The sequence below is a fragment of the Mycobacterium sp. Soil_C_30 genome, from assembly GCF_057656995.1.
On the sequence record NZ_JBDGJH010000037.1, the window covers coordinates 13,973 to 40,601 of the forward strand.

Here is a 26,629-nt window from a genome sequence, read left to right on the forward strand (position 1 = left end):
CAGCTTTAACCGGCTGGGATGGACACCGCCCTTCGGTCGCTTGCGGGCGCGCGTGGGCGTGTGCGCAGTAATGCCAAGGGGTTTCACGGCTTTCGCCCTTGACGAATCCGGCGGAACCAAGCAACCTAAGGGCGTATAACGACCAAACGTGCGCTTTACGCACTTTCTGAGAGAGGGTCCGACCGTGAGTCATAACGACGAGGCCGACACGATGATGGTGGAGATGCTGGAGTGGTGGGGCATCCCGACCTTGTTCCGCGCCCCTCACGTCAAGAGTCCGGAAGGCGTCGACATAGCGCTGGTCGGTGTTCCGCATTCGTCCGGCAACAACACCACCTTGCGCGATCAGCATCATGGCCCGCGGGCTGTCCGTGACATCTCTGCCAATGCCCGTCGTTACCACGACGCATTCGGTTTCATGGCCTGGGACGCGGTGAACGTCGCCGACCTCGGCGATGTGCCGCTACCGGAGTATGCCGACAACGAAAAGAGCATCGAACGGATCTCGGCGTTCTACGACCGAGTATTTCGGGCGGGAGCCCGCACGGTGTCCATCGGCGGTGATCACGGCATCACCGGCGGCATCGTGCAGGGTATCGCCGGTGATGAGAACTCAGCGCTCGGGGAGAAGGTTGCGCTGCTGCATTTCGATGCGCACACCGATGCCTACGACAGTCTCGACCACTGGCTCGGTGCCAAGAAGTCAGCGGCCAACTGGGCGGCCTACCTTGTTCATCAGGGCAACGTGGATGCGTCCAAGAGCGTTCAGATAGGTATGCGCGGAAATCCCCGTAGCCCAGGCTGGTTGGACCGCTCGTACGAACTCGGCTACGACGTGGTCACGATGAAGCGCTATCAGCAGGAAGGTGCGGCAGCGGTCATCGACATGATCCAGAAGCGCATCGGAGACACCCCGCTGTACATCACTTTCGATCTGGACTGCCTAGACGCCACCGTGGCGCCAGGCGTCTCGAACATCGAAGCGGGAACAGTGGGCTTCAACGTGGACCAGGTCACCGAGATCCTCCGGGCCATGCGGGGTAAGAACGTCGTCGGAGGCGACGTGGTGTGCTTGATGCCCACCCGTGACCTGCCCAGCAAGGTCACCGCAATGGTGGCCGCAGCGGTCATGCATGAGATCGTCGCTCTCATCGCCGATCGCAAGATCAACACGTAAGCGCGGGCGGGGCGCTGGTCTGCGCGCTGGCGGATCAGCGTCCCTACTGCAGTACAGATCCGGCTAGGGGTAAGTGAAGATGGAATCGCCGTTGCGTAGCGACGACCTGGCCTGGCGGTTGGCAGACGATCTAGCCGGAGACCTATCGGCCGCTGAGCGCGCAGCCGTCTTTCTGGAACTCGGCTGCGGCCAGTACTGGGACGTCATCACGAGGATGCTCTCCGTGGCAATACGGGAAGAACACGTCGTCCCGCTTGCGTTGGTCTCGGCGTTGTGTCGCTGGCTTGACGGATACGCAGGCAACGTCGATGAGCCCGCCACTCGAGCTCTGCTGGCGCGAGTTCGGCTTCACCCGTCGGAGCCTCGTCACTTCTCGGCTGACGCCGCGGACGCAGACAAACACACTCGGGCAGAACGTTTCTCACGGTGAAATCGCGGACTCATCCGGCCGCGTCCGCGCCGCTGTGTCGACCGACCTCGGCTCGAATCAAGGACGCTGCCTGCTTGAGTTCGGTGACCACCGCGAAGTGGTGCTCAGTGCCGTAGTCGTCGTTGTGCATCACTGAAAGGTTCAGCGCGGCAACGACGTTGTTCGATTCATCGAGGATGGGTACCGCGTACGAACACAGGCGCTCATCGAATTCCTGGTCGACCATCGCCCAACCCTGCTCCGCGACTGCGGTGATGCTGCGCCGCAGCGCCGACTTGGTTGCCACCGTCTTGCGCGTGTATCGGACCAGTTCGACTTCGTCGAGATAGGTGTCGAGTACTCCGGGACTGTCCGCGCTCAGAAGGACCCGGCCGGTCGAGGCCACCCACGCGGGATAGCTGGATCCGGCCGACACGTTGAGTACGAACAGGGACTCCGCTCGGGCGTAGGCGACGTACACCACCGCATCCCGGTCGCGGACGGCCACGCCGGCGTCGAGCACCCGCAGTGACGTCGTGGTGATGATGGTCTCGACCAAATGGTCGAGGTACGGCTTCACCGTCGTGTGTAACGGGTCAGAGGCGAGGTAGGCGTGCCCGAGTTCCAGCACTTTGGTGGTCAGCGTGTAGTGACGGCCCTCAGGTCGCAAGTAGCCCAGATCATTGAGCGTGAGGACGAATCGACGTGCGGCGGCACTGTGCAATCCCGTGATTTCCGCCAGTTCGGCGACAGTCAGGCGATCCTGTGTCCGAGAGAACGTGTGGAGTACCTCCAAACCGCGCGCGAACGACTGAACGAAATAGCGCTCGCGGTCCTCTTCCACCCCTTGCCCTTTCCGTTCCATGCCGTGACTTCAGTGTCGCGGGTCTGCTGATGAAGGTACCGGTATGTGTCTCTCGCAGATCGGAGGCGGGTGAAACACCTCCGACAGAACGCGCCCGGGGCGTGTCTCAGTTCAGGCGTTGCGTGATGCGCGGCACTGTGGGAATCTGGTTGTGCGCATAACGAGGAAATACGCGCACTGCGCACAAAACTTCTCTTCGTCAGAAGGAGACCCCATGATCGGCATCCAACGGCGAGGCCAGCGGCCGCGCCCCCGAGGCAACGAGTGCACCGCGTGACATCCGGGGCTGACAGAACCATCGTTGACGAGCAGGCGCCCATCGACAACGATCCCGAGCGCGTCGTGTCGTACGTGCCGGCCGAAGAACGCCACGGCACCATCGCGCAGCAGTTCCGCTTCTGGTTTCTCAGCAACTTCCAGTTCTACGCGATGTCCATCGGCTTCATCGGTCCCTCGATGGGGTTGGGCTTCGGCTGGTCTGTCCTGGCGACGCTCAGTGGACTGGTGATCGGCACGACGTTCATGGCCTTGCACGGTTCGCAGGGGCCGCACCTCGGCTTACCTCAGATGATCCAATCCCGAGCGCAATTCGGCCATCGTGGCGTCGTCGTTCCCATTCTGTCTGCGGTGTTCGTCTTCGTCGCATCGAGCATCATGGTGGTTGTCATCGCCAGTGACGGCATGGAAAAAGTGTTCGGCATCCCCGCGTTCGCCGGCGGTTGGCTCATCACCGGCGTCGCCATGGTGATGGCGCTGTCGGGCTACGACTGGCTGCACCGCATCTACACAACGGTGTTGTACCTCTCGCTTCCGTTCATCATCATCTTCACCGTCGCACTTCCCTTCCAGCACAGCGACGCCGGCGCGTCGTCGGCACTGGGATTCACACTGGTCGGCTTCATCTTCCAGGCCACCGCCGCAGCGGGTTACAACATCACATTGGCTCCCTACGTATCCGACTACACGCGGTACATGAGGTCCAGCACCAGCTCCAAGAAGATGGTCCTGGCCGTCGGTGGTGGAGCGGCCATGTCGGGGCTGTGGATGATGGGCGTGGGGTCCTGGCTCGCTTCGTATCTGGGGGTGGGCGACGCGCTGAGTGGGTTACGCAACGTCGGAAACGGCGTCGTCCCTCACCTCGGCGACCTCGCCGCACTGACTTCGGTCATGGCGCTCATCGCAGCCAACGCCACCAGTGCCTACAGCGCGATGCTGTCAGCGGTGACGGTCCGCAGTTCCTTCGGCCGGCCTATCTTCACCGGGCGATCGCGCATCGTCACGATCATCCTGGTGTGCTTGTTCGTCGGCGCCGTCGGCACTTCGATCACCGGGGATGTATTGACCGCACTCGGGAACGCGCTGACGCTGAACCTCGCCGTGCTGGTTCCCTGGACCGCCATCAACCTCGTCGACTACTTCCTGCTCAAGCGGGGGCGATTCATCATCTCCGACCTACTGAGGCCGAGCATCTCCTATGGGATGTGGTCTGCACGGGGACTCACGGCCTACGCCATCGGAATCGCTTCCATGGCGCCGTTCCTCGTGGTGCACGGGTTCTATGAAGGGCCGCTCGCCAAATTCGTTCACGGAGCCGATATCTCGTGGGCCCTGGGCCTCGTTGTCTCTGCAATTGCGTACGTGCTGCTGCAACCGCTCGACCGGATACAAGGTCGAGTGCCATCGGTCGACGCCGCCGAGTCCGGCGTCGTGGTGAGCCCACCCGAGGGTTCACGCTAGGCAGTCCATGCGACTGCGACACCCCACATCACTACAACACACTGCAAGGAATCAACGTGAGTAACGCATCCCCGGCCGCCACGGTTGTCGGAAACCTTCCGGACCTCGATGGCAAGGTCGCCATCATCACCGGAGGGGCCACCGGGATCGGGCGCGCCGGAGCGCTGAAGTTCGCCGCGGCGGGTGCCCGCGCCGCCATCGCCGACCTGACCGATGCCACCCCCGTGGTCGAGGAGATCGCGGCTACAGGACTGCCGATGGCGCGAGCCTACAAGGTCGATGTGGGGGACCCCAGCCAAGTGGAGAGGTTGATCGCCGATGTGGAAAGCGATTTCGGGCGAATCGACGTTCTGTATGCCAACGCCGGAATCCACCACTGGGGCGACGCAACAGAAACAGGACTCGACGACTGGGCTGCCAGCCTGGCAGTGAATCTGAGCGGCGTGTTCTACCTCGCCAAGTACGGTATCCCGGCTTTGCGCCGGGTGGGCGGCGGAGTGATCATCACGACGGCGTCGGAGTACGGACTGCTCGGGGCCAGACGTTCGGTGGGTTACTGCGCCACCAAGGCTGGGATCATCAACCTGACGCGTGCGCTCGCCGTGGATCACGCCGGTCAGAACATCAGAGCCAATTGCATCGTTCCGGGTCCCATCGCCACCGAGCGGGGCTTGGCGTTGTTCCAGGAGGACCCGGGACTGGCCGAGGCGCAGGACCGTTTGATCCTACTGGGCCGCAACGGCGAACCGAGTGAAATTGCCTCGGTCGCAGCCTTTCTCGCCTCTGACCAATCGTCGTTCATGACCGGGTCGGTGCTGCGCGTAGACGGCGGTGCGACATCGTGGTACTCGGTGTGAGTGTCACCCGGACCCACGGGTTGCTCGGCGCACTGACCTCCGCACAGGACCGTGGTGAGGTCACCGCCACCCAACTCGCGCGACGATCTTTGGATCGGATCGCAGCGGCGGCCGAGCTGAACGCCGTGGTCGCCGTCGACGCCGAGCGCGCAATGAAGCGCGCCGGTGAAATCGATGCACTTCGGAAGTCCGGCGCTGAGCTACCCGCCCTGGCCGGGGTGCCGGTGTTGATCAAGGACAACACCGACGTGCGCGGTCTGCGGACCACCCACGGCTCACTCTTGCACGCCGAGAGCGAGGTGGTGGACCGCGACGACACCGTGACCGCGCAGCTGCGAGCCGCCGGTGCAGTGATTGTCGGGAAGACCAATCTGCCCGAGTTCGCGATGGAATCCTTCACCGACAACCTCGTTTTCGGCGCTACCCACAATCCGTGGAGACATGGGAGATCGCCCGGCGGGTCCAGTGGCGGCTCCGCCGCGGCGTTGTCCGCGGGCTTGGCAGCGATCGCCACCGGAACCGACGGGGGCGGCTCCACCAGGATCCCGGCCGCGCTGTGCGGATTGCTGGGATTGAAGCCGACCAGTGGCGTGGCAGGAAGCGCCGCCGCACGGCTGCCGATCGATCTGTCCTCGACGGCCCCGCTGGCGCACACGGTGGCCGACCTGAGGCTGCTGGCCCGGCTGACCTTGCAGCCTGCTCACGGCGACCCGTCGTGTGTCGGTGGACCAGACACTGAAGGTCTGGACCGTCCGGTGGGCAGAGTCTTCGCGGTGCGACGGATCGCCGGGGACCAAGGCGTAGACGCTGAGGTCGAAGAGACATTCCTCACCGCGGCAGAGCATTTCGGAACGATACTGGGTCGTGAGGTCGAGGTCCTCGATGGAGGCGTCCTCGACGGCGGCGTCGACGAGACGTGGGCCACGATCTATGCCGCCGAGGATTCCTTTGCGCTGGGCTGGGATGTTGCCAGGGAACACTACGGCCTACTGGATCCGCGTATCGCTCCGTGGGTGGACAAGGGGATGGCGACAACGCTCGAGCAGTATCTTTCGGCCCGCCGGGAGCGGTGCGAATACGTGCGTGCGCTCGACGATCTCCTGCTGTCGAACAACATCCTGCTGTCACCGACGCTGAACACGGTGGGGTTGCCCGCCGACGGCAGGATCGACATCGCGCCAGGTGAATCGGTGCCGATGGATCTGTTCAATACGGCGGCGCTGAACCTGACCGGGCACCCCGGGCTCAGCGTTCCAGCCGGCTTCGTCAACGGTATGCCCTTCGGTATGCAGATCATCGGTCCCCGTGGCCGTGACCTCTGGCTTGTTGATGTAGTCGACGCCTGGGAGCGTGCTCACCCGTGGCCGCTGATGGCACCAGGATACGAGCCACTGGTCGAATTCACCGCGTGAAGCGTTTGTCAATCAACAACTTTCAGGCCACAGGGTCCCAATCCTCAGGAGATATTTCATGACCACTTTCCAACGTGTCGCGCTCGTCACCGGTGCCGCCCAGGGCATCGGAAAGGCGATTGCTGAATCGCTGGCGATGCGCGGCGCCACCGTTGCTCTGGCGGACATCGACTTCGATAAGGTGAGTGAAGTCGGCGAATCCCTGGCCGACGACGGTGGCAAGGTGCGCGCCTACCGGGTCGATGTCGCGGATCAGGCCAGCGTCAGCGAACTCGTCGACGCCGTGACACGCGACTTCGGCAGTATCGACGCGTTGGTGAACAACGGCGGTCTCGATGCCCAGCCCGGACATGCACTGAAAATAGACGGGGCACATTGGAACACACTGATCGACATCGATCTCACGGGCCAGTGGTGGTGCACACAGGCTGTCCTGCCCGGCATGGTGGAACGCGAGTTCGGCCGCATTGTCTATGTCAGTTCGTCGTCGGTGTACATCGGTGGCCAGAACATCTCACCGGCCTACTGCGCCGCCAAGTCAGGATTGATCGGTCTCACCGTGGCGCTGGCCACTCAGATGGAACAGCACAACATCCTGGTGAACTGCCTGATGCCAGGACCGACCGGTAACACCGGTACACCGATGGATCCCAGCGACGTGCCGGCCTATCTGAAGAACCACCCGCTGGGGTTCGGGGGTCCTCAGCCGCTGGTTGATGCCACCCATTATCTCCTCGATTCGTCCGGAGACTGGGTCAGCGGTGCCATCCTCAACGTCAGCGGGGGACGACTGCGCGGACGGTGAGTCGGACCGTCCGATGTGATCGCTCCGCTCGGTCTCTGGCAGTTCACCTGTTGCCCGCCGCCCGCGTCGTCGGACGGCGGGCAACTGCGTTGTCGCTGTGAATGATTGAACGATCGCGGTATTGACAGTGGAAACGCGTGCGACTTCAATGGTGTGCGATGGGCACCCGTTAGGGCGCATAGCGCACAGGCTCCTTGGGGTCTCGTGCACCGAGGAGGTTCGATGACGCATCTACTTCCCCCGGAGGACCCCCGCGGGGCACACAACGCCGCCGCCGGTCAGCATTCCGGTGCGGATGGCCACAGCCGGCGACTGGTCGAAGTCATCGGGATCGAACCGATCCCACCCGATCAACAGACATCGAGACCCTCGGATTTCTTCAGAATCGCTGTCGGTGCGGCGCTGGCCACCACCACGGTGATTCTCGGAACATTGCCGATAGCAATGGGACTGAGCCTGTGGCAGGCGGTAACGGCGATCACGGTCGGCACTCTCGTCGGCGCGGTCTTCCTCGCTCCTCTTTCGATATTCGGTTCCAAGACACACACCAACAACGCCGTGACATCCGGCGCGCACTTCGGCGTCCGCGGGCGGATTGTCGGAACGTCGCTGTCACTGCTGATCGCCATGACCTTCTTCACCGTTTCCGTGTGGGTCGGCGGGGACTCCGTGGCGGCGGCGATTTCACGCATCGCGCCGCAGGCCGCCGGAGACGCATTGACCGCGATCTGTTACGCCGCCACCGCCGCTTTGATCTACCTGATCTGTATTGCGGGGTACCGGAGCGTGCTGCGGGTCAACGCCTTCATCGCACCCGCGCTCTTCGTTGTGCTGGCCGTAGGCGTCGCCGCGTTCTGGGGCCAAATAGATTTCACGTACTCAGGTCACCCGGCTGGCTACGCATTCGGGTCAGCGACTTCGACGTGGGTGGCCGCGATGTTGGTGGCCATGGCAAATCCGTTGTCCTTCGGACCATTTCTCGGGGACTGGTCTCGTTACCTACCGTCCGAGACCAGCGGCGCCAGACTCGCGCTGCTGACTTTTCTCGCCCACGTCATCTCGCTTGTGCCATTCTTCTTCGGCGCGGCGACGGCCACCCTTGTCCCCGATGCAGCGGACTACATGAATGGTCTGATCTCGGTGGCACCATCGTGGTTCGTTCCGGCGATCGTCATGATTGGGCTCGTGGGCGGAGTCTCCGGCGGGGTGGCCTCTCTGTACGGTACCGGCCTGGACTTCTCGTCGCTGGTGCACACGGTGAGTCGGGTGCAGGGAACCTTCATCATCGGGGCCATTTCCATTGTGGTCGTCTTCCTGGGGCGGTTCGTCTTCGATCTCGTCGACACGGTCAACAGCTTCTTGAGTTTGATTCTGATCTTGTCCGCCCCATGGATTGCCATCATGCTCGTCGGGTTCATCACACGGCGCGCCTACTACCAGAGTGATGATCTGCAGGTGTTCGCCAGGCGGCAGCGGGGTGGCATTTATTGGTCAGTGGCCGGTTTCAATGTCCGCGCCCTGACTGCCTGGTTCATCGGATGTGTGCTCGGGCTGTTGACTGCGAACACGCCGATGATCGTCGGCCCACTCAACGCCCTATTTGCCGGTGTTGATGTCAGCTTCTTCTTCACCTTCATCGTCACCGGCATCGTGTACTACGCGCTGCTGGTGGTGTCCCCTGAACCCCGGTACGTTCACGGGCCGAAGGGGCCACGATGGGTCCCGACAAAAGATGTTGTCGCGCCGCCGATCAGCGGCGGTGTTCGAGCGCCGCTGACCTCTCGGCCCGGGGCAGCAACGAGTGTCGGTGATCGCCCATGAAACGACCGGTTCTCAAAGGCTTGGTGACCGGCGCGGCCCAGGGTATCGGCGAAGCCGTGACCAGACACCTCGTGACCAACAGCGGCACTGATGTCGCATTGGCCGATATCCAGTTCGACAAGGTGGGTCAGGTTGCGAAGGCTCTGGGCAAGAAGGCTTACGCCGTCGACATCGCGTCGACGGAGTCGGTGGATGCAGCTGTGTCTGCAGCGATCCGCGACTTGGGTGGTATCGACTTCCTGGTGAACGTGGCGGGTATCGACGCCCAGTTCGTCGCTCCCACTTCTATCGACGACCAGCATTGGCGTCGGATTATCGACGTGAATCTCACGGGCACGTGGAACATGACCAGAGCCTGCCTTCCGGCCATGATTGCCGCTGGCTCCGGCCGCGTCGTCAACATCTCGTCGATTTGCGGCGTGGTGCCAACACCTGGCGTCTCGGTGGCCTACGCCGCAGCCAAAGCCGGGATAATCGGCATGACAATGAGTTTGGCGACCGAACTGGAAGGCAACGGCATCTTGGTCAACGCGATAGCGCCGGGAGCCACGGGATCAACAGGCGAGCCGATGACGGAAGGGCAGGCGCAGCACTATCGGGACGCGCAGGCATTGGGGTTCGGCGGTCCGGAACCCATTGCACATGCAGTGGATTATCTGCTCGGCCCCGGAGGGAACTGGTTGTCGGGCACGGTCCTGAACGTGAGTGGAGGTTTCTGGCGTGGACGCTGACGGCACATTCGGTTCGGACAAGACAGCGTTGATCACCGGCGGAGCGACCGGTATCGGCGCGGCGATAGCTCATCGCCTCGCCGAGTCGGGCTGGCGGATCGCCGTGGCCGATATTTCCGATGAGTTCAGTTTTGGTGGCATCTACACCACCTCGAACCCGACCCCACGGGTCTTGGTGCGCAGGTTGGATGTGAGACAACGTGACTCGGTCACCTCCTTCGTCGAAGAAGTCGAGAAACACTTTGGTGGAATAGACCTCGTCGTGCCCTGTGCCGGTATTCACCAACACGGGCCGTCGGCAACTGTCGAATGGTCGGTGTGGGACAACATCCTGGACACGAACCTCAATGGGTGTTTCGCAGTGATCAAGGCCGCGTTGCCCGGGATGCTCGGTAGGGGAGCGGGAAGAATCATCACGATTGCCAGTGAGTTGGGTATCACCGGCGCCGCCGAATCCGCGGCCTACTGCGCGTCGAAGGGGGCAATCGTCGGCTTGACGAAGGCACTCGCGCGCGAGTACGCCCACGCTGGAATTCTCGTGAACTCGATTGCCCCCGGACCGGTTGCCACCGCGATGTTGATGGCAGTCGATGAATACGCGTCCGGCGCGGAAGCGCAACGTCTGCCGATCGGACGCTACGGCACACCTGATGAGATCGCCGCAGTCGCCGAAGCTCTGGCGGGCGACGCAGGCACTTATATGGTCGGACAGATAATCAGTCCCAACGGTGGAGCGGTGATCTGACTGCACTGTCCCGGGGCCGATGACGCGCAGCGAAGTCCCGGACGCGCCAGTCACGTGTGCTCCACACCTACAGCTCGTCGTCCGGGATGCGGCTGAGCAAACGAACAGCGGCGTGCACGCCGGGACCGATGAAAACCGCGAACAGCAGCGTGCCGAGGCCGGCGACGCCACCGAGAAGCCATCCGCAGACCAGCACGGTGGCCTCGACTGCAGTTCGCGCCGCTCCCAGCGGCCACCCGGTCACGCGGGCCAGCCCCGTCATGAGCCCGTCGCGCGGGCCGGGCCCCAGCCCGCATCGCAGGTACAAGCCACTTCCCAGAGCAACCACCGCGATGCCGCCGATGCACAACGCCAACCGGGCCACCAAGCCATCCGGCTGAGGCAACCACCTCAGGGAGACATCCAGGGCGGTGCCGACCAGGATCACATTGGCCACGGTCCCGAGTCCGGGTCGCTGGCGCAGCGGTATCCACAGGAGCAGCACGGCCGCACCGATGATGTTGGTCATCACCCCGACCGACAGGGGAGTCAGGCTCGCGAGCCCCTGCGCGAATACCGTCCACGGTGAGTTACCCAGGTGAGCCGCGACGAGCATGGCTTCGCCGGTGCCGAAAATCCACTGACCGGCGACCAGCGAGACCGCCTGCAGCGGCCTGGGTAGCCACCTGTTCACAAGGCAGTCACACTACGCCGACAGTGCTACCTTCCTCCAATACCGCGGCCAACTCCATCAGCTTCCGGTCCCGCCACCGCACCCGCTCGTCCCAATCGTCGAGGTCCAGGATTGCGCGTCGTTGTGCGGTCACCTCGGCCACGAGTTGCGGGGTCCACGGATCATGTTGTCCGCGTTCGGACCCCATGCGGGCATAAGCAGGACCCATCTTGGCGGCGTGTGACTCGATGCCGCCACGGGTGTTGAGGTCAGCGGTCTCGAACGGGCCGATGACACTCCAGCGCCGGCCCAGCCCGCTGCGCACCACCTCATCGATGTCGTCGACGGTCGCCACCCCGTCGCGCACCAGGCAGTAGGCCTCGCGCAACAAGGCGCCCTGCAGCCGATTGAACAGGAAGCCCTCCACCTCGCGGCGCACCAGCACCGGTCGCATCCCGGCCGCTCGGTACAGCGAGACCGTCTGCTGCACAACGATTTCGGAAGAAACGGGCGAGGGCACCACTTCGATCACCGGCAGCAGATACGGCGGATTGCCCGGATGCCCGACAAGAACCCGCGCGGCGACGTCCGCGCTGAGACCCGCAGCCAACGCGCTCGGCACGATCGCCGAACTCGAGCTCACCAGGGGAACGTCAGCCGACGTCAGTGCGGCGGCGCGGCGAAACAAGTCCTGTTTGACGTCGAGACGCTCGGGAGCGCACTCCTGCACGAACTGGGCACGGTCGAGCGCAGACGCGAGGTCCGAGGTGAAGCGCACGGAGGGCGGCGAAACAACACCCAACTGTTCCAGCCGACTTGCCAGCTCCGTGGCAGCCCGCGGCAGCGCGGCATCGACGGGATCGTAGACCGACACCTCCACGCCTTGCCGGGCGAACAAGACTGCGAACGCCACCCCGATGGAACCGGCGCCCAGCACCGCGATAGCCACGTCGTCACCAGCCCCGGTCGCCGGCGTAACCGTGCTCGAGAATCGACATCACCGACTCCGGCGTCAGCGTGCGCGGATTGTTGGCCGTCAGCCGGGTGGCCAGCATGCTCTGTTGCGCGACGTAGGTGAAGTCGCCGGGATCCAGACCCAAGGTCCGCAGATCCAGCGGAGCGCCGAGAGCAGACAGGATCTCCTCGATCCGGTCGATCGCCGACCGTGCCTGCCTCTCTTCGGGATCCGTCGGCTCGGCCACCCCGAGGATACGGCCGATCTCCGCGAATTCCGGCACCCGGGCGGGCAGGTTGTACCGCATGACGTAGGGCAGCAGGGCACTGATGCCGAAACCGTGTGGGGTGTGGGTGAGCGCGCCGATCGGAGACTGGATGGCATGCGCTCCCGCGGTGCCGGCGGTATTGATCGCCATCCCGGCGCAGTACGCGCCGAACAGCGTGTCCGACCGGGCCGAAAGGTCGCCGGGGTCGGCGGCGACCGCCGGCAGTGACCGGTTCAGCAGTGCCAGCCCGGTGCGTGCGTACACGTCGGCCAGTACGTTCTTACCGGCGTACAAGGTGGTGGCCAGCTGGTCGGCGTCAGGATTTTTGGCTCGGCCGGTGAACGACTCGATCAGATGCGACAGGGCGTCCGCGCCGGAGGCCGCGGTCAAGCCGGGAGGGCAGGTGAGCGTCAGTTCGGGGTCGATGACGGCGGCGTGAGCTTCCAGATGCGGGCTCGCCACGCCCACCTTCATGCCCTGGTCTTCGTCGAAAACCACTGAGATGCAGGTGACTTCGGCGCCGGTGCCGCCGGTGGTGGGCACGGTGATCACCGGGATCCCGGGTCCCGGGACCAGGAACTGACCGTAGTAGTCGCGCACATCGCCGCCGTGGGTGAGCACCACCGAGGCCACCTTGGCCAGGTCCATGCACGATCCGCCGCCGATCCCGACGATCGCCTCAGGTGTCGAGGCGCCGAATCGCTCGACGATATCGACGACATTGCGGCGCGGCAGGTCGGGTTCGGTGCCGTCATAAACCGACACCGACAACCCGTGGTCCACCAAAGCCTGGACGAGCAACCCGAATTCGGCGCTGGCGGCCATACGGGCGTCGGTCACCATCAGCACCCGCGTCGCGATTCCCGCCACGACGCGCGGGATCTGGCGACGCTGGCCTGCTCCGAAGAGCACCATCGTCGGCTGACGAAGCAACCCGAGGCCGAGCTCGTTGGCGGTGTGCAGCGCGGGCGGCGCGGCGAAGGTGGTCATGACAGGCCTTCTTCCTCATTGACGGTCACGGCGAGGTACTTGGGTTCGAGGTAGTCATAGATGGCATCGTGGCCACCCTCGCGGCCCAGACCGGAGGCCTTGACGCCACCGAACGCGGCGGCCGGGTCGGCCATGATGCCGCGGTTGATGCCGACCATGCCGAAGTCCAGTCGCTCCCCGACGGCCAGCGCGCGCGACAGGTCCTTGGTGAATACGTACGCTGCCAGCCCGTAGCTGGTGTCGTTGGCGAAGGCGATGGCCTCGGCGGTGGACCCCACTTCGTAGACGGTGGCGACAGGAGCGAACAGTTCGCGACTGCACAGCTCTGCGGGCCGGCCCGGCACCCGGAACACGGTGGGGGAGAAGAAGTAGCCGTCGCCGGGAAGTGGCGCACCGCCGGTGAGCAGCTCGGCGCCGGTCCCGCGTAGGGTCTGCACCAAATCGACCACCGAATCACGTTGCCGCGCTGAGATGATCGGTCCGACATCGGTGCCGTCGTCGAAGCCGTTGCCGACGTTCAGCGCTTCGGTGAGTTCGACGAAGCGGTCGGTGAACCGTTGCGCGACGGAGCTGTGCACGATGATCCGGTTGGCGGCCACGCACGCCTGCCCGGCATTGCGGAACTTGCAGACGACGGCCTGCTGTGCCGCGAGTTCCACGTCGGCGTCGTCGAGCACGATGAACGGCCCGTCACCGCCGAGTTCCATGGAGGTGTTGATGATGCCAGGAGCCGCCTGCTCCAGCAGGGTGGCACCGACGCCGGTCGATCCGGTGAAGCTGACTTTGCGCAGGCGGTCATCGGCCATCAGTGCCGTTGACACCGCAGCTGACGACGAAGTGTGCACGAGGTTCACCACCCCGTCGGGAAACCCTGCCTCGCGCAGAGTTTCGACGAACAGAGCGCATGTCAGCGGAGTTTCCTTGGCGCTCTTGACGATGACCGGGCAGCCCGCGGCCAGCGCTGCACCGGCCTTGCGGGCGATCATCAGCATCGGGAAGTTCCACGGCGTGATCAACAGGGCGGGGCCCACCGGCTGATGGGTGGTGATCACGCGGTAACCGCCGTGCGACGCCGGTGCGAACGTGCCGTGCAGGTGCGCGATCTGTTCGGTGTACCAGAGGAAGAACTCCGCGGACAGGGCGAACTCTGCGCGTGACTCGGCCAGCGGCTTCCCGCTCTCGGCCGTCATCACGTCGGCGAACGCCTCGGCCCGCGACAGCAGCAGCCGGTGGGCGGCAGTGAACAGCTCAGCACGGTCCCGTGGGGCCACGTGACGCCACGCCGACTGGGCCGCCGCCGCCGCATCCAGGGCGGCCAGCGCGTCGTCGGCGGTGCCGTCGGAAACCGCCGCGATCTCGGCGCCGGTGGCGGGATCGAGCACGGCGAACGTCGTCTCCCCCCGCCGCCAGAGTCCGTCGATGAACAAGCCCGTGGGGACCCGGCGACCGTGGACGGCGGCGGTGTCGGAAGGGCTGACCAGAGTCGTCGTCATGGTTCTCCGTCTTTCAGGGATTGAGGAAGTGGCTGCCGCGGGCTACTCCACCGCGGTCTCACATCACGCTAAGACGCCGATGTGACCCCACCGACGACTGCGTCTTTTTGAGACAGTTGGCGATCGCCCGGGGGAGACGGCCCAGGATGTACTGTGTGACCCAGATCGCATTCGGGTTGCTGTCGAAGGCGTGACGCAAGGAGTCATAGGTGTCGGTGAGACCCACTGGATCGCGGATAGAGGAGATCCGCGCGCAGTTCCTCACTGCTTCCGATGCAGGTCAGGCGGTGCCCACCGAGCTCTTGGAGTCCTGGCTGCGGTCCAAGAGCGCTCTCGGGGCGCCGGCCAACGTGCGTGACGTGCCGCGGGTCGACGAGGACCTGCTCGACAACCATTTACTGGAGATGTTCCAGGCGCCGATGGCCCGCGCCGCGGAGGATCTGGCCGGGTCGGGGATGGGCCTGCTGCTCGCCGATGCCCAGGGCCGCATCGTGCAGCGGTGGTCGCAGGACTCCGCCGCCATGAATCAACTCGATCGCCTGGGCACCGTCCGTGGCGCGGTGCTGGCCGAGGATGCCGTCGGCACCAACGGGGTGGGCACCGCCCTGGCCTCGGGGAAGAGCGTGCTGATCGAAGGTGCCGAGCATTTCGCCGACGTCTACCAGAACGCACTGTGCACCGGCGCGCCCGTCTGGCATCCGATCACGGGCAAGCTGCTGGCCGCGGTGACGATGTCGACGAAGATCGACGAGCGCAGCGGCTTGCTGCTTCCGCTGACGAATTCGCTTGCCTCGCAACTGCAACAACACGTCCTCGACGTTGCGCAACCAGGCGCACGGGCCATGTTGGCGGCGTTCCTCGACGCCTCGGGCAGACACACCGGGCCGGTGGTGGCGTTCGGGCCCGACGGGTTGACGATGCGTAGCCGGCGGGCCGGCGAACTCACCCAGTCCGACGTCGATCTGATCGGGCACCTGTGCGCCGGTATGCGTCACGACGCCCGGCTGACCGCCGAATTGTCCATCGGTACAACAGCTGTGGATGTGACCGTGCTCGACGGTGCGGCCGGGGTGGTGGCCACATTGAGTCCGGCGCCGCGGGTGTCCGTCGGTCACGGCAGGACGACGGCCGACGCGCTGGTGGGGCAGACGAAGTCGTGGCTGGCTGCCGCGCACCACGTCAGCAGGCACATCGCGGCGCGCAGCGCGCTGCTGATCGCCGGTGAGGCCGGCAGCGGGAAGACATCCCTGGCACTGGGCCGCCCGTACCGACCGGGTGTGGCGCAGCCCGATGTCGAGGTGGTGCACACCGCACAACGTCAGATCGTCGGTGACCAGGCCTGGCTGCGTCAGCTTGCCGAGACCCTCTCGACCGCACCGCGTGTGGTGGTGCGTGCGGTGGAGCATCTCGACTCGCAGACTATCGCGGCAGTGCGCACCATGATCCGCGGTTCGGTGCTGCTGACGGCCACCGCCGCCGACCAGGCCGAGGCCGAGGCGTTGGCGACCAAGCTGGGGGTGGCGATGGTCTGGGTGCCACCGCTGCGCGAACGCTCCGGTGACATCTCCGGCCTGTGGAATGCGCTGGTGGCACAACGCTCCCCAGGCCTTCGCCTGGCACTCGGTGACGACGCACGTCGGGCTCTGGAGACCGCGGGGTGGCCGGGCAACATCACCGAATTACGGACGCTGGTCGAACAACTGGTCTCCGAGGGTGTCCGCGGGCTGGTGCAACTGGATCACCTACCCGACTCGCTGCGGGCCCGGCGGTCGTGGTCGATGATCGAGCGCACCGAGATGGAGACCATCCGGCGAGCGCTACAGGAGGCCGGTGGCAACCGCTCGAAGGCGGCCGAGCTGCTCGGTGTCTCGCGCGCGACGATCCACCGAAAGCTCAAGACCTACAACATCTCCGGGTGACGAGCCTGCCGGGTGCGCCTACTGCGCCAGGTAACCCCCGTCGATCACCAGCTCCGACCCGGTGATGAAGCTGGCCTCATCGGAAGCCAGGAACACCACGCCGTCGGCGATCTCCCCGGGCAGACCGGCCCGCCCCATCGGTGTCTGCGCGACGACGAACTCGTTGATCTCGACTTCCTGCGCGTCGGTCAGTGGGGTCTTGATGAAGCCCGGATGCACCGAGTTCACCCGCACGTTGTCCTTGGCATAACTGATCGCCGCGCTCTTGGACATGTTGCGGACCGCGCCCTTGGTGGCGTGATAGGCGTGCGCGCCCGCGACGGCGGCATTGCCCCAAATGGAGGAGACGTTGATGATCGAACCGGTGCGCCGGCTCACCATGTGGGGAATGACGGCACGCATACCGAGCCAGGTACCGGTCTGGTTGGTGGCGATGACGCGCTCCCACTCGGACACGCTGAGTTCGTGCAGTGACTGGTAGGCGATGATGCCGGCGTTGTTGGCCAACACGTCGATACGGCCGTACCGGTCCAGCACCTCAGCGATGACGGTCGACCAGTCGTCCTCCTGGGAGACGTCGAGCTGGCGGTAGTCGATTCCGGGTGACCGGGGCCCGAAGGATTCGTCGGTCTTCGAGCGTCCGGTGGCGATGGTGGTGGCGCCCTCGCGGGCGAACGCCTCGGCGATGGCGTGTCCGATGCCGCGGCACGAGCCGGTGACCAGCGCGACTTTGTCGTTCAGACGGTTCATGGGGGTGCTTCTCTCATCGAGGGGATGCGGTGAGGACAGCGTGGCGCGCGCCGATGCCGCCGCAGTGACCTGCGTCACGCTGAGACAGCGGTGTGTCAATCTGCGACACCTCGCGGCGGGTGTCTCCCAGCGTCACAGACTGGCTGCAGTGCGGCGGATCACAGCCGCTGTCAACCGATTTCAGGAGACGCATATGACCGGTCAGCCCACCGATCCGCTCGGCGCCATCTATGCCGAATGGACAGAGGAGTTCGTCGCCAACCCGCAGATGTCCTTGCGGTTGATGCGGTGGGTGTTCGAGGACTGGCAGCGCGCCACCGCCGAACCCGAGGACGTCACCTACAAATCCACCGAGATCGGCGGCGTGCCCGGGATTCTGGTGACCCCGCTGACCGCGGACCCCACCCAGGTGCTGGTGTTCCTGCATGGCGGCGGATTCGCGCTCGGGTCATCGGCCAGCCATCGCAAACTCGCCGGCCATGTCGCCGCCGCCTGCGGCGCCGTGGGTTTCGTCGCCGACTTCCGCCGCGCGCCCGAACATCCGTACCCCGCGCAACTGGACGACGCCACCGCCGTCTTCGACGGTCTGACCGCCGCGGGTATCGCGCCGGCCGACATCAGTTTCGTCGGTGACAGTGCGGGCGCCAACATCGCGATCGCCACCACGCTGCGGTTACACCGCAAGCCGGGGCTGGTCATGGCCATCTCGCCGTGGCTGGACATGGAGAACACCGGGGAGACGCTGGTGTCCAACGACGCCACCGATTTCCTGATCACCAGGGAAGGGTTGCAGGGCAACATCGACCGCTATCTGTCCGGCGGTGCAGATCCGACCGACCCGCTGGTCAATCCGCTCTACGCCGACTTCACCGGCTTCCCGCCCCTCTACATCACCGCCGCCGACATCGAATCGCTGTACGCCGACGCAACACGGCTCCACACGCGCGCAACCGCTGACGGCGTGGACGTCACCTTCGATGTGGCGACCGGCCAGCAGCATGTATTTCCTTTGCAGGCAGGTCAACTGGTCGCCGCCGATCGTGCGATCGCCACCATGGCGGCCTGGTATCAGGACCGCCGTACCGCCGGTGCTCACCTGCACGCCGCCCAACCCGCCAACGCCTGAACCTCCAAGGAGTTCTGATGACCATCGAAACCCATGACGCCATCGTGATCGGAGCCGGCTTCTCCGGCTTGGCGATCCTGCACCACCTCCGCGAGATCGGTCTGGACACCCTGGTCGTCGACGCGCAGGACGGCGTGGGCGGCACCTGGCTGGGTAACCGTTACCCCGGGGTGCGCACCGACAGTGAATACAGCTACTACTCGTTCTCGTTCTCGAAGGAGGTACGCGACGAGTGGACCTGGACGCAGCGCTATCCCGCCGGTCAGGAAGTGCTGGCCTACCTGAACTTCGTCGCCGACCGATTGGACCTGCGCCGCGACATCCGGCTCAACACCCGGGTGCAGTCCGCCCACTACGACGAGGACACCAACACCTGGACGGTTCACATCGACGGTGGCGCACCGCTGGTGGCCAAGTACCTGATCAGCGGAATGGGGGTGCTGTCGCAGGCCATCTATCCGGACATCCCCGGCATCGACAGCTTCGCCGGCGCGAAGTACCACACCGCCCACTGGCCGCGCGAGGGCGTCGACCTGGCAGGCAAGCGCGTCGGCCTGATCGGCCTGGGCGCCTCCGGTATTCAGATCGTGCCCGAAATCGCGCCGCTGGTCGACGAATTCGTGGTCTTCCAGCGCACCCCGAACTTCGTGGTGGAGACCACCAACGACCCCGTGACCGACGAGCAGATGCAGTGGCTGCGGGACAACTACGACGCCATCTACGAGAAGGCGGCCAACCACCCGTTCGGCGTGGCGATGGAACCGGCGCAGTTCAGCGCGCTGGAGGTGTCACCCGAACAGCGTCGCGCAATCTTCGAAAGCAAATGGAACGAAGGCGGATTCCACTTCGCCAACGAGTGTTTCAATGACCTGGCCGTCAACCGCGAGGCCAGCGAGCTGGCCTCGGAGTTCATCCGATCGAAGATCCGCGAGATCGTGAAAGACCCGGCCACTGCGGACCTGCTGAGTCCGAAGACCTACTCGTTCAACGGCAAACGGGTCCCGACCGGGCACGGCTACTACGACGCGTTCAACCTCGACCATGTGCAGTTGATCGACACCGCGTCCACCCCGATCACGGCGATCACGCCGGCCGGAGTTCGTGTCGGTGATACCGAGTACGAGCTGGACGTGCTGATCTTCGCCACCGGATTCGACGCCATGACCGGCACCTTGACGAACATCGACATCGTCGGGCGTGAAGGAATCACGTTGCGTGAGAGGTGGGCCCGCGACGGGCTGCGGTCCAACCTGGGTATCAGCGTCCACGGTTTTCCCAACTTCTTCATGTCGCTGGGGCCGCAGACTCCGTACTCGAACCTGGTGGTGCCCATCCAGTTGGGTGCGCAGTGGCTGCAGCGGGCCCTGAAGTGGGCAATCGACAACGAAGTCGACGCCTTCGAGGCCACACCGGAGTCCGAGGAGTGGTGGGCCGAAGAGACCGAACGCACCGGCAAGGCGACGGTGATGTACACCGAAGGCAAGAAGGCCAAGGCCTGGTTCCTGGGTGAGAACGTGCCCGGCAAACGCGAGGAGTTCCAGGTGTACATGGGTGGCGGGCAGGTGTACCAGCATTACTGCCGCGAACTCGAGCAGTCCGGTTATGCGTCGCTGCTGGCCGGTAGGCGCGTGCCGGCGACTCTCTAGGCGCTGAAAAAGGCGGCCCCGGAGCAGACTTCGGGGCCGCCTTGGGCGGTTCTAGACCTGCGCTCCGCGGCGGGCGTCGAGCGCAAATGCTCCGGCTCCGGCGAAGACGAGGAACAGGAACGCAAAGCAGTACAGCACCGCGGCTTCGCCGCCATTGACCATTGGGACAATGCCTTTTGACACATGCGCGATGAAGAAGGCGAACGCCATGGTGCCGGAGGCGATGAACGCTGCGACGCGGGTGAACAATCCGATGACGATCAGCACGCCGGTCACCAACTCGATCACGCCCGCGTAGAAGTACGGCCACTGACCGAACGCCGCGGCCTGGCCACCCGGCCAGCCGAACAGGTGCGCCGTCGCGTGGCACAGGAACAGCAGGCCGAAGACGATGCGGAACACCCCCAGTGCGGTGGGTGTGTACGTGCTCAGTCGGGTATCGAGTGTGGTCACAGGTCAGTTCTCCTTCGAATCGGGAATGGCGCGGGCGGCGCTGCCCGCGGGTTGGTGTACGAGTTCACCGGCCGTGCGGGCGCCTGACCAATTCTTGACTTCGGCTGCCAGATCCAGCATTTCGACCACGGCCGAGTTCTCATGCTGACCCCACTCCTGGCGTGGGAGCATCCACATGATCTCGAACTGATTGCCGTCGGGATCGGCGCCGTAGACGCTCTTGGTGGCTCCGTGGTTCGATTCGCCGGTGTAGGCACCGGCTTCGATGAGCACCCGGCGGAATTCGACCAACTCGTCGACGGTGTCGAGTTGCCACGCCAGGTGGTAGAGACCGACGGACCGTCGCGGTGGCCGGACCGCACCGGGAATGCCGAACAGTCCGAGGTCGTGGTGATTTCCCGAGCGGGGGAGTCGCAGGAACGCGCCGTTGAGCCCAGGTTCCCGCACTACAAGATCCATGCCGAACACCGTCGTGTAGAAGTCCACCGCCCGGTCGACGTCGGCGACGAACAACACTGCGTGGTTCAGGCGGACAGGTGAGACGGTCATCTGACTCAGCACTCCGTAGTTGGTTGTAGCTACAACCAAAAGCTAGCAGAAAATGGTTGTAGCTACAACTTCATGACACACTGGTGTGGTGAAGACAGCTGAGTTGACGCAGGCTGAGTTGGCGGCATGGGTGCGATTGGCGTCGGTGTTGGAGTTGCTCCCCGGTGTTCTCGACACGCAGCTGCGCCGGGATGCAGAACTCCTGCACTTCGAGTACTTCGTGTTGGCGATGCTGTCCGAGGCGCCGAAGCGGACCTTGCGTATGAGCGAGCTTGCCGCACATACCAGTGCGACACCGCCCCGGTTGTCGCACGTCGTGAAACGGCTCGAGGAGCGCGGGCTGGTCGAACGGTTTCCCTCTCCCGACGACGCCCGGGTGACCAACGCTCGATTGACGGCGGCGGGCTGGCGCAAAGTGCGCGAAGCTGCACCCGGGCATTCCGCGACGGTCAGGGACATGGTCATCGACGCGTTGACGCCCGAACAGGTGTCGCAACTGGCCGCCATCAGCGAGGCCATCTTGGGCCGGCTCGACCCGGACGGCGCGATGACCGGTACGTACCATCGCTATGACCGCTAGCCTCGGTCTTGTCCGCTGTGTTGTGTGGGCCCGTTGTGTTCTGGGCCCGGTTTTGTCACACCCTTCTGTCTTGATGGGTTCACTTCTTCCGCAACACCGTTGGCCGATGCCGGGATGTTTCCCGCGCAGCGGCTTGACGTGTTGTTCGATACGTTGGCGGAGTTGACCGGGCAGCGTAATGCCCTCGACGGCCGGATCGTGGAGATCGCGTCGTTGGTGGCCGCCAGAACCGGTGTCTCGCCGCGCACCGCAAAGACCCTCACCACGGTGGCGCAGCGCTGTGCCGAGTTCCCTGAGTGCACCGCAGGCGTGCGACGCCCACCACCTGCAGCATTGGGAAGACGGTGGCCCGACCGAGTTGTGGAACCTGGCCCTGGTGTGCCCGTATCACCACCGGGCCCATCACCGCGGTCTCATCACCATCACCGGCCCCGCCCACCAACTCGTCGTCAGCGACGCCGCCGGCCGCCGCCTCACCGCCGGATCCCTGGCCCGGCCACCGACCACACCGCCACCCGATGTTCCACCGTGCCCAGGCCCCACGGGGGAACGCGCCAAATGGTGGAGGTACACACCCTTCGAACCCCGACCACCCGTCCACCAACTGACTGCCGGTGACAGCATGCCCACAGGTCGTTCCCAGGTGAGTAACGAGGGAGTCTGTGTAGCTTCACAGCCATGTTGCTCACTGCCCGTCGCGTGGTGGCCGGCTTCGTCGGAGCCGCTGCGGTCAGCACGCCTTTGTTGTTCGTCCCAGCGGCGATCGCCGAGCCACCGCAGAACTGCAGCGCTGCCGATCTTGCCGGGGTGGGCTCTGGTGTGTCGGCGGCAACCTCGGCGTATCTGTTCACCCATCCGGCGGTCAACGATTTCTTCACCAGCCTGCACGGGTTGTCGCCGGAGACCATTCAGCCGAAGGTCGACGAGTACTTCACCGCGAATCCACAGGTTGGCGCCGAGCTGAAGAACATTCGTAAACCTCTGCAAGACATCAGACTTCGCTGCGGCGACACCGACGGCGACGGGGACGTCGACATCCTGTGACCGGTGGAACTCCACGCTGGTGTCAAGCGTCGGTGAACGGCACGTCGAGACGGTCGGCGAGTTCGGCCCGGCTGATGCCGAAGGTGTCGCGGATGGTCACGCCGTCGGCCGCGATGTCGAAAACCGCCAGATCGGTGTAGACGCGGGAGACGCAGCCGAGGCCGGTCAGCGGGTAGGTGCACGACGGAACCAGCTTCGGCGAGCCATCTTTTGCGAACAGCGTCATCATCACAAACACCTGCTTGGCGCCGATGGCCAGGTCCATGGCGCCCCCGACGGCGGGGATCGCGTCGGCAGCGCCGGTGTGCCAGTTGGCCAAATCTCCTTTGGCTGACACTTGGAACGCACCGAGCACGCAGACATCGAGATGGCCGCCGCGCATCATCGCGAACGAGTCGGCGTGGTGGAAGTACGCGGCTCCGGGAAGCTCGGTGACCGGGATCTTCCCGGCGTTGGTCAAGTCGGGGTCGATCTGATCGCCAACGGCGGCCGGCCCCATGTTCAGCATGCCGTTTTCGGTGTGCAACACAATGCCGGCGCCGGCCGGAAGGTGGTCGGCCACGGTGGTGGGCTGACCGATCCCGAGGTTGACATACGAGCCGGCCGGGATGTCACGCGCGACGAGGGCGGCCATCTGTTCTTTGGTCAGTGCGCTCATACTGCCACCACCTTGTCGACGTAGATGCTGGGAGTGACAACGGTTTCGGGATCGAGGGTGCCGGTGTCGACCACTTCGTTCACCTGGACGATGGTGGTGGCCGCGGCGGTGGCCATCACGGGCCCGAAGTTGCGAGCGGTCTTGCGGTACACCAGGTTGCCCATCCGGTCGGAACGGTAGGCACCGATCAGGGCGACGTCACCAGCCAGGGGATACTCCAGAATGTAGGTGCGTCCGTCGATCACGCGTTCCTCCTTGCCTTCTGCCAGGGGTGTCCCCACTGCGGTGGGGCAGTAGAACGCACCGATGCCGGCGCCGGCGGCGCGCATCCGCTCGGCGAGGGTGCCTTGCGGTACGACCTCGAGTTGGATGTCGCCGGCGCGGTAGAGGCCGTCGAAGACCCAGGAGTCGGACTGCCGGGGGAACGAGCAGATCACCTTGCGTACGCGTTTGGCGGCAAGCAGTGCAGCTAAACCGGTGTCGCCGTTGCCGGCGTTGTTCGACACGACGGTGAGATCTGTTGCGCCATGATCGATCAGCGCGTCGATGAGCGCAACGGGCATGCCCGCCATTCCGAAGCCGCCGATCAGGACGGTGCTGCCGTCTTTGATGTCGGCCACTGCCTCGGCAGTGGTGTCACAGATGGTGGCCATCATCGGACCACCTCGAACACCGCGGCCAAGCCCTGGCCACCGCCGATGCACATGGTTTCCAGGACGGTGCGCGCATCACGGCGCCGGGCCTCATAGGCCGCGGTCGCCAGAATGCGGGCGCCGGTGGCGCCGATCGGATGCCCCAACGAGATCCCGGACCCGTTCGGATTCAACCGCTCATCGAGGGGATCGACCTTCCACTCGGCCAGCACTGCCAGCACCTGCGCGGCGAAGGCCTCGTTGAGTTCGATGAGGTCGATGTCGTCGAGGGTGAGTCCGGCACGCTGCAGCGCCGCTGCGCTGGCATTCACGGGACCGATGCCCATGACTTCGGGGCCGCAGCCGGTCACCGCCCACGAACGCAGCGCCAGCATCGGCGTCAAACCCAGCCGGGCCGCGTCGGTGGAGGTGGTGACCACACACAGTGCGGCACCGTCGTTCTGGCCGGATGCGTTGGCGGCGGTGACCGTCGATTCGGCATCGATCTTGGCCCGGATGGGTCGCAGGGCCGCCAGCTTCTCGACACTGATATCCGCCCGAGGGTGCTCGTCGCGATCGACCAGGATGTCAGGCTCACCGCGTCTGCCCGGCACGGTCAGCGGCACCAACTCGTCGGCGAAGCGACCGGATTCGTGTGCGGCAATCGCGCGGTGATGTGAGCGTACGGCCAGCTCATCCTGCTCTTCGCGGGTGATGCCGTATTCGCGGCGCAGGTTCTCGGCGGTCTCGATCATGCCGCCGGGAATGGGATGCGAACTGCCGCCGGCGGTTTCGCGAGCCCGGTCCAGGCGATCCAACAGTGCGATACCACCTTGGCGGACACCGGTCCGCAGGCCGAGGGCGTAATGCTCGACATTGGACATCGACTCCGCGCCGCCGGCGATCACCACGTTGGCCGCGCCCGTGGCCACCTGCCCGGCGGCATACAGCACCGCCTGCAACCCGGACCCGCACCGTCGATCGATCTGCAGACCGGGAACCCCGGTGCCCAACCCGGCGTCCAAGGCGGCGATGCGCCCGATGGCCGGCGCCTCACCATTGGCATAGCCGTTGCCCAGAACAACGTCGTCGACCTCGTGTTCTCCCAGGCCGGTGCGGTCGATCAGCGCGCGCAGTGCCGCGTTGGCCAGGTCGGTTGCGGTCAGCGCGGCCAGGGCGCCGCCCATCCGGCCTACCGGGGTGCGGAGGGGATTGCAGATCACGACATCCATCCCTCGACGGTAGGCTGCCCCGAGGATATTCTGAAATACTTAAATTGGCTTGTTTGATAGGCAGGAAGTCTCAATGGAGTTACGGCACCTGCGCTACTTCCGGGCTGTGGCCGAAGAGCTGCACTTCGGCCGCGCGGCGCAACGGCTGCTCATCGCCCAGCCGCCGCTGTCGCAGCAGATCCGCCAGCTCGAAGGCGAATTGGGTGTGGCGCTGCTGATCCGCTCCACCCGCAACGTCGAGCTGACGCCGGCCGGCCAGGCGTACCTGGAGCGGGTGGTCACGATCTTGGATGCGGTAGAGGACGCCGCGGATCTGGCCCGCCGGGTGGCCGCGGGAACCACCGGCCGACTGACCATCGGGTGTGTCGGCTCGGCCACGTATTCGGTGCTGCCGCAGCTTGTCCGCGCGCTGAGCGAGCTGCTTCCCGACGTCGACGTGCGCGTGCGCGGTGAGATGCTGGCGCCGGCGCAACTCGCGGCATTGGCGGCCGGGGAAATCGACCTTGCGCTGCTGCGCCCGCCGGTGGTCGATGCCGGCCTGACCACCGAGATCATCCGCCGTGATTCACTGCTGGTGGCGTTGCCCGAAGGCCACCGGCTGGCCAAGCGGAAGACCCTGGCCGTGTCCGATCTTCGTGACGAAGATTTTGTGGCGCATGTCGGCGGCGGGCGCTCCGTCATGGGATCGTTTGTGACCACGCTGTGCGCTGACGCCGGCTTCACTCCCCGGGTGCGCCACGAGGTGGAGGAGACCTCGACCCTGGTCACCCTCGTTGCGGCCGGCCTCGGGGTGGCCCTGGTGCCGGCGCCGACGTCCGCTCTGGACATCGCCGGTGTCGTCTACCGGCCGCTGCAGCCCCGCAGCCTCGGTGTCGAGTTGGTGGCCGCGTGGCCGGCCTCGGCGCATGACCACTTGGTCAGGAAAGTCGTCAAGGCCCTGGCCGACATCACGCGCTGAGCACCGGCAAGCTCACGAGGCCATCGTTCGCCTCGAAAAATGGACCTGTAAGTCCAATCTGCTGGCTGCCTACCGAATCGCTTGCGCCGCGGCTGCTTTGTATTCGCGGCGGCGGCGGTGCAGGATCGGTTCGGTGTAGCCGTTGGGTTGTGCGCCGCCTTCGAG

At 65.1% G+C, this 26,629-nt stretch carries 26 protein-coding genes and 1 pseudogene; 15 read left to right on the forward strand and 12 right to left on the reverse strand.

The window, feature by feature from the left end; genetic code table 11:
- Positions 1 to 184: 184 nt before the first annotated feature.
- Complete coding sequence (locus tag AC3A6P_RS35120; protein WP_487697163.1) at positions 185 to 1,177, forward strand: arginase family protein; 993 nt, start codon at positions 185 to 187, stop codon at positions 1,175 to 1,177.
- Positions 1,178 to 1,617: 440 nt separating this feature from the next.
- On the opposite strand, the gene AC3A6P_RS35125 is transcribed toward AC3A6P_RS35120, so the two are convergent.
- On the reverse strand, positions 1,618 to 2,451 hold the full coding sequence (locus AC3A6P_RS35125; protein ID WP_487697165.1) for an IclR family transcriptional regulator domain-containing protein: 834 nt from the start codon (positions 2,449 to 2,451) through the stop codon (positions 1,618 to 1,620).
- Positions 2,452 to 2,724: 273 nt separating this feature from the next.
- Here AC3A6P_RS35125 and AC3A6P_RS35130 point away from each other — a divergent pair, with 273 nt between their 5' ends.
- The 7 genes from AC3A6P_RS35130 (at position 2,725) to AC3A6P_RS35160 (ending at position 10,559) form a co-directional block, all read left to right on the forward strand.
- A complete protein-coding gene (locus AC3A6P_RS35130) occupies positions 2,725 to 4,188 on the forward strand; it encodes a purine-cytosine permease family protein (protein ID WP_487697167.1) in 1,464 nt (487 codons plus the stop codon).
- Positions 4,189 to 4,244: 56 nt separating this feature from the next.
- Positions 4,245 to 5,045 (forward strand): SDR family NAD(P)-dependent oxidoreductase, encoded by an 801-nt coding sequence (locus AC3A6P_RS35135; protein WP_487697169.1) that lies wholly within the window; start codon positions 4,245 to 4,247, stop codon positions 5,043 to 5,045.
- Complete coding sequence (locus AC3A6P_RS35140) at positions 5,042 to 6,457, forward strand: amidase (protein WP_487697170.1); 1,416 nt, start codon at positions 5,042 to 5,044, stop codon at positions 6,455 to 6,457. The genes AC3A6P_RS35135 and AC3A6P_RS35140 overlap by 4 nt, the downstream gene beginning before the upstream one ends.
- A gap of 58 nt (positions 6,458 to 6,515) precedes the next feature.
- The gene (locus AC3A6P_RS35145; protein WP_487697172.1) at positions 6,516 to 7,262 is read left to right on the forward strand and encodes an SDR family NAD(P)-dependent oxidoreductase; all 747 of its coding nucleotides are present in this window, start codon (positions 6,516 to 6,518) and stop codon (positions 7,260 to 7,262) included.
- Positions 7,263 to 7,484: 222 nt separating this feature from the next.
- Entirely contained in the window at positions 7,485 to 9,083 is a 1,599-nt protein-coding gene (locus tag AC3A6P_RS35150; RefSeq protein WP_487697173.1) for a purine-cytosine permease family protein, read from the forward strand.
- Entirely contained in the window at positions 9,080 to 9,814 is a 735-nt protein-coding gene (locus AC3A6P_RS35155; RefSeq protein WP_487697175.1) for an SDR family NAD(P)-dependent oxidoreductase, read from the forward strand. The genes AC3A6P_RS35150 and AC3A6P_RS35155 overlap by 4 nt, the downstream gene beginning before the upstream one ends.
- Positions 9,804 to 10,559 (forward strand): SDR family NAD(P)-dependent oxidoreductase, encoded by a 756-nt coding sequence (locus AC3A6P_RS35160; protein WP_487697176.1) that lies wholly within the window; start codon positions 9,804 to 9,806, stop codon positions 10,557 to 10,559. Before AC3A6P_RS35155 ends, AC3A6P_RS35160 begins: the two co-directional genes overlap by 11 nt.
- A gap of 67 nt (positions 10,560 to 10,626) precedes the next feature.
- Here AC3A6P_RS35160 and yczE read toward each other — a convergent pair whose 3' ends face one another.
- Genes yczE through AC3A6P_RS35180 form a run of 4 tightly spaced genes read right to left on the reverse strand, consistent with a single transcriptional unit; the run spans position 10,627 to position 14,917 of the window.
- Positions 10,627 to 11,232, reverse strand: coding sequence for a membrane protein YczE (yczE, locus tag AC3A6P_RS35165; RefSeq protein WP_487697178.1), 606 nt, complete (start codon positions 11,230 to 11,232; stop codon positions 10,627 to 10,629).
- Positions 11,233 to 11,239: 7 nt separating this feature from the next.
- Positions 11,240 to 12,160, reverse strand: a complete 921-nt coding sequence (locus AC3A6P_RS35170) for a 3-hydroxyacyl-CoA dehydrogenase (protein WP_487697180.1) — start codon at positions 12,158 to 12,160, stop codon at positions 11,240 to 11,242.
- 4 nt (positions 12,161 to 12,164) lie between these two features.
- Positions 12,165 to 13,424 (reverse strand): iron-containing alcohol dehydrogenase, encoded by a 1,260-nt coding sequence (locus AC3A6P_RS35175; protein ID WP_487697181.1) that lies wholly within the window; start codon positions 13,422 to 13,424, stop codon positions 12,165 to 12,167.
- A complete protein-coding gene (locus AC3A6P_RS35180; protein ID WP_487697183.1) occupies positions 13,421 to 14,917 on the reverse strand; it encodes an NAD-dependent succinate-semialdehyde dehydrogenase in 1,497 nt (498 codons plus the stop codon). Before AC3A6P_RS35180 ends, AC3A6P_RS35175 begins: the two co-directional genes overlap by 4 nt.
- A gap of 215 nt (positions 14,918 to 15,132) precedes the next feature.
- Here AC3A6P_RS35180 and AC3A6P_RS35185 point away from each other — a divergent pair, with 215 nt between their 5' ends.
- Positions 15,133 to 16,836, forward strand: coding sequence for a sigma-54-dependent Fis family transcriptional regulator (locus tag AC3A6P_RS35185; RefSeq protein WP_487697185.1), 1,704 nt, complete (start codon positions 15,133 to 15,135; stop codon positions 16,834 to 16,836).
- A gap of 18 nt (positions 16,837 to 16,854) precedes the next feature.
- On the opposite strand, the gene AC3A6P_RS35190 is transcribed toward AC3A6P_RS35185, so the two are convergent.
- Positions 16,855 to 17,664, reverse strand: coding sequence for an SDR family NAD(P)-dependent oxidoreductase (locus tag AC3A6P_RS35190; RefSeq protein WP_487697187.1), 810 nt, complete (start codon positions 17,662 to 17,664; stop codon positions 16,855 to 16,857).
- A 115-nt stretch (positions 17,665 to 17,779) separates the two neighbouring features.
- On the opposite strand from AC3A6P_RS35190, the gene AC3A6P_RS35195 reads away from it, so the two are divergent.
- Positions 17,780 to 18,712 (forward strand): alpha/beta hydrolase, encoded by a 933-nt coding sequence (locus tag AC3A6P_RS35195; protein WP_487697189.1) that lies wholly within the window; start codon positions 17,780 to 17,782, stop codon positions 18,710 to 18,712.
- 17 nt (positions 18,713 to 18,729) lie between these two features.
- Entirely contained in the window at positions 18,730 to 20,358 is a 1,629-nt protein-coding gene (locus tag AC3A6P_RS35200; RefSeq protein ID WP_487697191.1) for a flavin-containing monooxygenase, read from the forward strand.
- 51 nt (positions 20,359 to 20,409) lie between these two features.
- Here AC3A6P_RS35200 and AC3A6P_RS35205 read toward each other — a convergent pair whose 3' ends face one another.
- Positions 20,410 to 20,811, reverse strand: coding sequence for a DoxX family protein (locus AC3A6P_RS35205; RefSeq protein WP_487697193.1), 402 nt, complete (start codon positions 20,809 to 20,811; stop codon positions 20,410 to 20,412).
- Positions 20,812 to 20,814: 3 nt separating this feature from the next.
- A complete protein-coding gene (locus AC3A6P_RS35210; protein WP_487697194.1) occupies positions 20,815 to 21,360 on the reverse strand; it encodes a VOC family protein in 546 nt (181 codons plus the stop codon).
- 88 nt (positions 21,361 to 21,448) lie between these two features.
- Here AC3A6P_RS35210 and AC3A6P_RS35215 point away from each other — a divergent pair, with 88 nt between their 5' ends.
- From AC3A6P_RS35215 to AC3A6P_RS35225, 3 genes and pseudogenes are all read left to right on the forward strand, one after another.
- The gene (locus AC3A6P_RS35215; RefSeq protein WP_487697196.1) at positions 21,449 to 21,940 is read left to right on the forward strand and encodes a MarR family winged helix-turn-helix transcriptional regulator; all 492 of its coding nucleotides are present in this window, start codon (positions 21,449 to 21,451) and stop codon (positions 21,938 to 21,940) included.
- Between the two features lie 313 nt (positions 21,941 to 22,253).
- Positions 22,254 to 22,535 (forward strand): annotated as a pseudogene (locus AC3A6P_RS35220) (HNH endonuclease signature motif containing protein); the annotation flags it as partial.
- Between the two features lie 83 nt (positions 22,536 to 22,618).
- A complete protein-coding gene (locus AC3A6P_RS35225) occupies positions 22,619 to 22,984 on the forward strand; it encodes a heme-binding protein (protein ID WP_487697198.1) in 366 nt (121 codons plus the stop codon).
- A 22-nt stretch (positions 22,985 to 23,006) separates the two neighbouring features.
- Here the strand turns inward: AC3A6P_RS35225 and AC3A6P_RS35230 are convergent, their stop codons facing one another.
- The 3 genes from AC3A6P_RS35230 to AC3A6P_RS35240 are packed head-to-tail and all read right to left on the reverse strand — an operon-like array spanning position 23,007 to position 25,506.
- The gene (locus AC3A6P_RS35230; protein WP_487697200.1) at positions 23,007 to 23,642 is read right to left on the reverse strand and encodes a 3-oxoacid CoA-transferase subunit B; all 636 of its coding nucleotides are present in this window, start codon (positions 23,640 to 23,642) and stop codon (positions 23,007 to 23,009) included.
- Positions 23,639 to 24,298, reverse strand: a complete 660-nt coding sequence (locus AC3A6P_RS35235) for a 3-oxoacid CoA-transferase subunit A (RefSeq protein WP_487697201.1) — start codon at positions 24,296 to 24,298, stop codon at positions 23,639 to 23,641. The genes AC3A6P_RS35230 and AC3A6P_RS35235 overlap by 4 nt, the downstream gene beginning before the upstream one ends.
- Entirely contained in the window at positions 24,295 to 25,506 is a 1,212-nt protein-coding gene (locus AC3A6P_RS35240) for an acetyl-CoA C-acetyltransferase (protein ID WP_487697203.1), read from the reverse strand. Before AC3A6P_RS35240 ends, AC3A6P_RS35235 begins: the two co-directional genes overlap by 4 nt.
- A gap of 73 nt (positions 25,507 to 25,579) precedes the next feature.
- On the opposite strand from AC3A6P_RS35240, the gene AC3A6P_RS35245 reads away from it, so the two are divergent.
- The gene (locus AC3A6P_RS35245; protein WP_487697205.1) at positions 25,580 to 26,464 is read left to right on the forward strand and encodes a LysR substrate-binding domain-containing protein; all 885 of its coding nucleotides are present in this window, start codon (positions 25,580 to 25,582) and stop codon (positions 26,462 to 26,464) included.
- A gap of 69 nt (positions 26,465 to 26,533) precedes the next feature.
- On the opposite strand, the gene AC3A6P_RS35250 is transcribed toward AC3A6P_RS35245, so the two are convergent.
- Positions 26,534 to 26,629, reverse strand: a 96-nt coding sequence (locus AC3A6P_RS35250; RefSeq protein WP_487697208.1) for a hypothetical protein, incomplete at its 5' end; no start/stop codon positions are given.

Coding starts and splice junctions, on each gene's coding strand:
- AC3A6P_RS35125 (WP_487697165.1), bottom strand. CDS start 2,451: ATGGAACGGAAAGGGCAAGGGGTGGAAGAGGACCGCGAGCGCTATTTC.
- AC3A6P_RS35145 (WP_487697172.1), top strand. CDS start 6,516: ATGACCACTTTCCAACGTGTCGCGCTCGTCACCGGTGCCGCCCAGGGC.
- AC3A6P_RS35150 (WP_487697173.1), top strand. CDS start 7,485: ATGACGCATCTACTTCCCCCGGAGGACCCCCGCGGGGCACACAACGCC.
- AC3A6P_RS35155 (WP_487697175.1), top strand. CDS start 9,080: ATGAAACGACCGGTTCTCAAAGGCTTGGTGACCGGCGCGGCCCAGGGT.
- AC3A6P_RS35175 (WP_487697181.1), bottom strand. CDS start 13,424: ATGACCACCTTCGCCGCGCCGCCCGCGCTGCACACCGCCAACGAGCTC.
- AC3A6P_RS35180 (WP_487697183.1), bottom strand. CDS start 14,917: ATGACGACGACTCTGGTCAGCCCTTCCGACACCGCCGCCGTCCACGGT.
- AC3A6P_RS35195 (WP_487697189.1), top strand. CDS start 17,780: ATGACCGGTCAGCCCACCGATCCGCTCGGCGCCATCTATGCCGAATGG.
- AC3A6P_RS35200 (WP_487697191.1), top strand. CDS start 18,730: ATGACCATCGAAACCCATGACGCCATCGTGATCGGAGCCGGCTTCTCC.
- AC3A6P_RS35210 (WP_487697194.1), bottom strand. CDS start 21,360: ATGACCGTCTCACCTGTCCGCCTGAACCACGCAGTGTTGTTCGTCGCC.
- AC3A6P_RS35225 (WP_487697198.1), top strand. CDS start 22,619: ATGTTGCTCACTGCCCGTCGCGTGGTGGCCGGCTTCGTCGGAGCCGCT.
- AC3A6P_RS35230 (WP_487697200.1), bottom strand. CDS start 23,642: ATGAGCGCACTGACCAAAGAACAGATGGCCGCCCTCGTCGCGCGTGAC.
- AC3A6P_RS35235 (WP_487697201.1), bottom strand. CDS start 24,298: ATGATGGCCACCATCTGTGACACCACTGCCGAGGCAGTGGCCGACATC.
- AC3A6P_RS35240 (WP_487697203.1), bottom strand. CDS start 25,506: ATGGATGTCGTGATCTGCAATCCCCTCCGCACCCCGGTAGGCCGGATG.
- AC3A6P_RS35245 (WP_487697205.1), top strand. CDS start 25,580: ATGGAGTTACGGCACCTGCGCTACTTCCGGGCTGTGGCCGAAGAGCTG.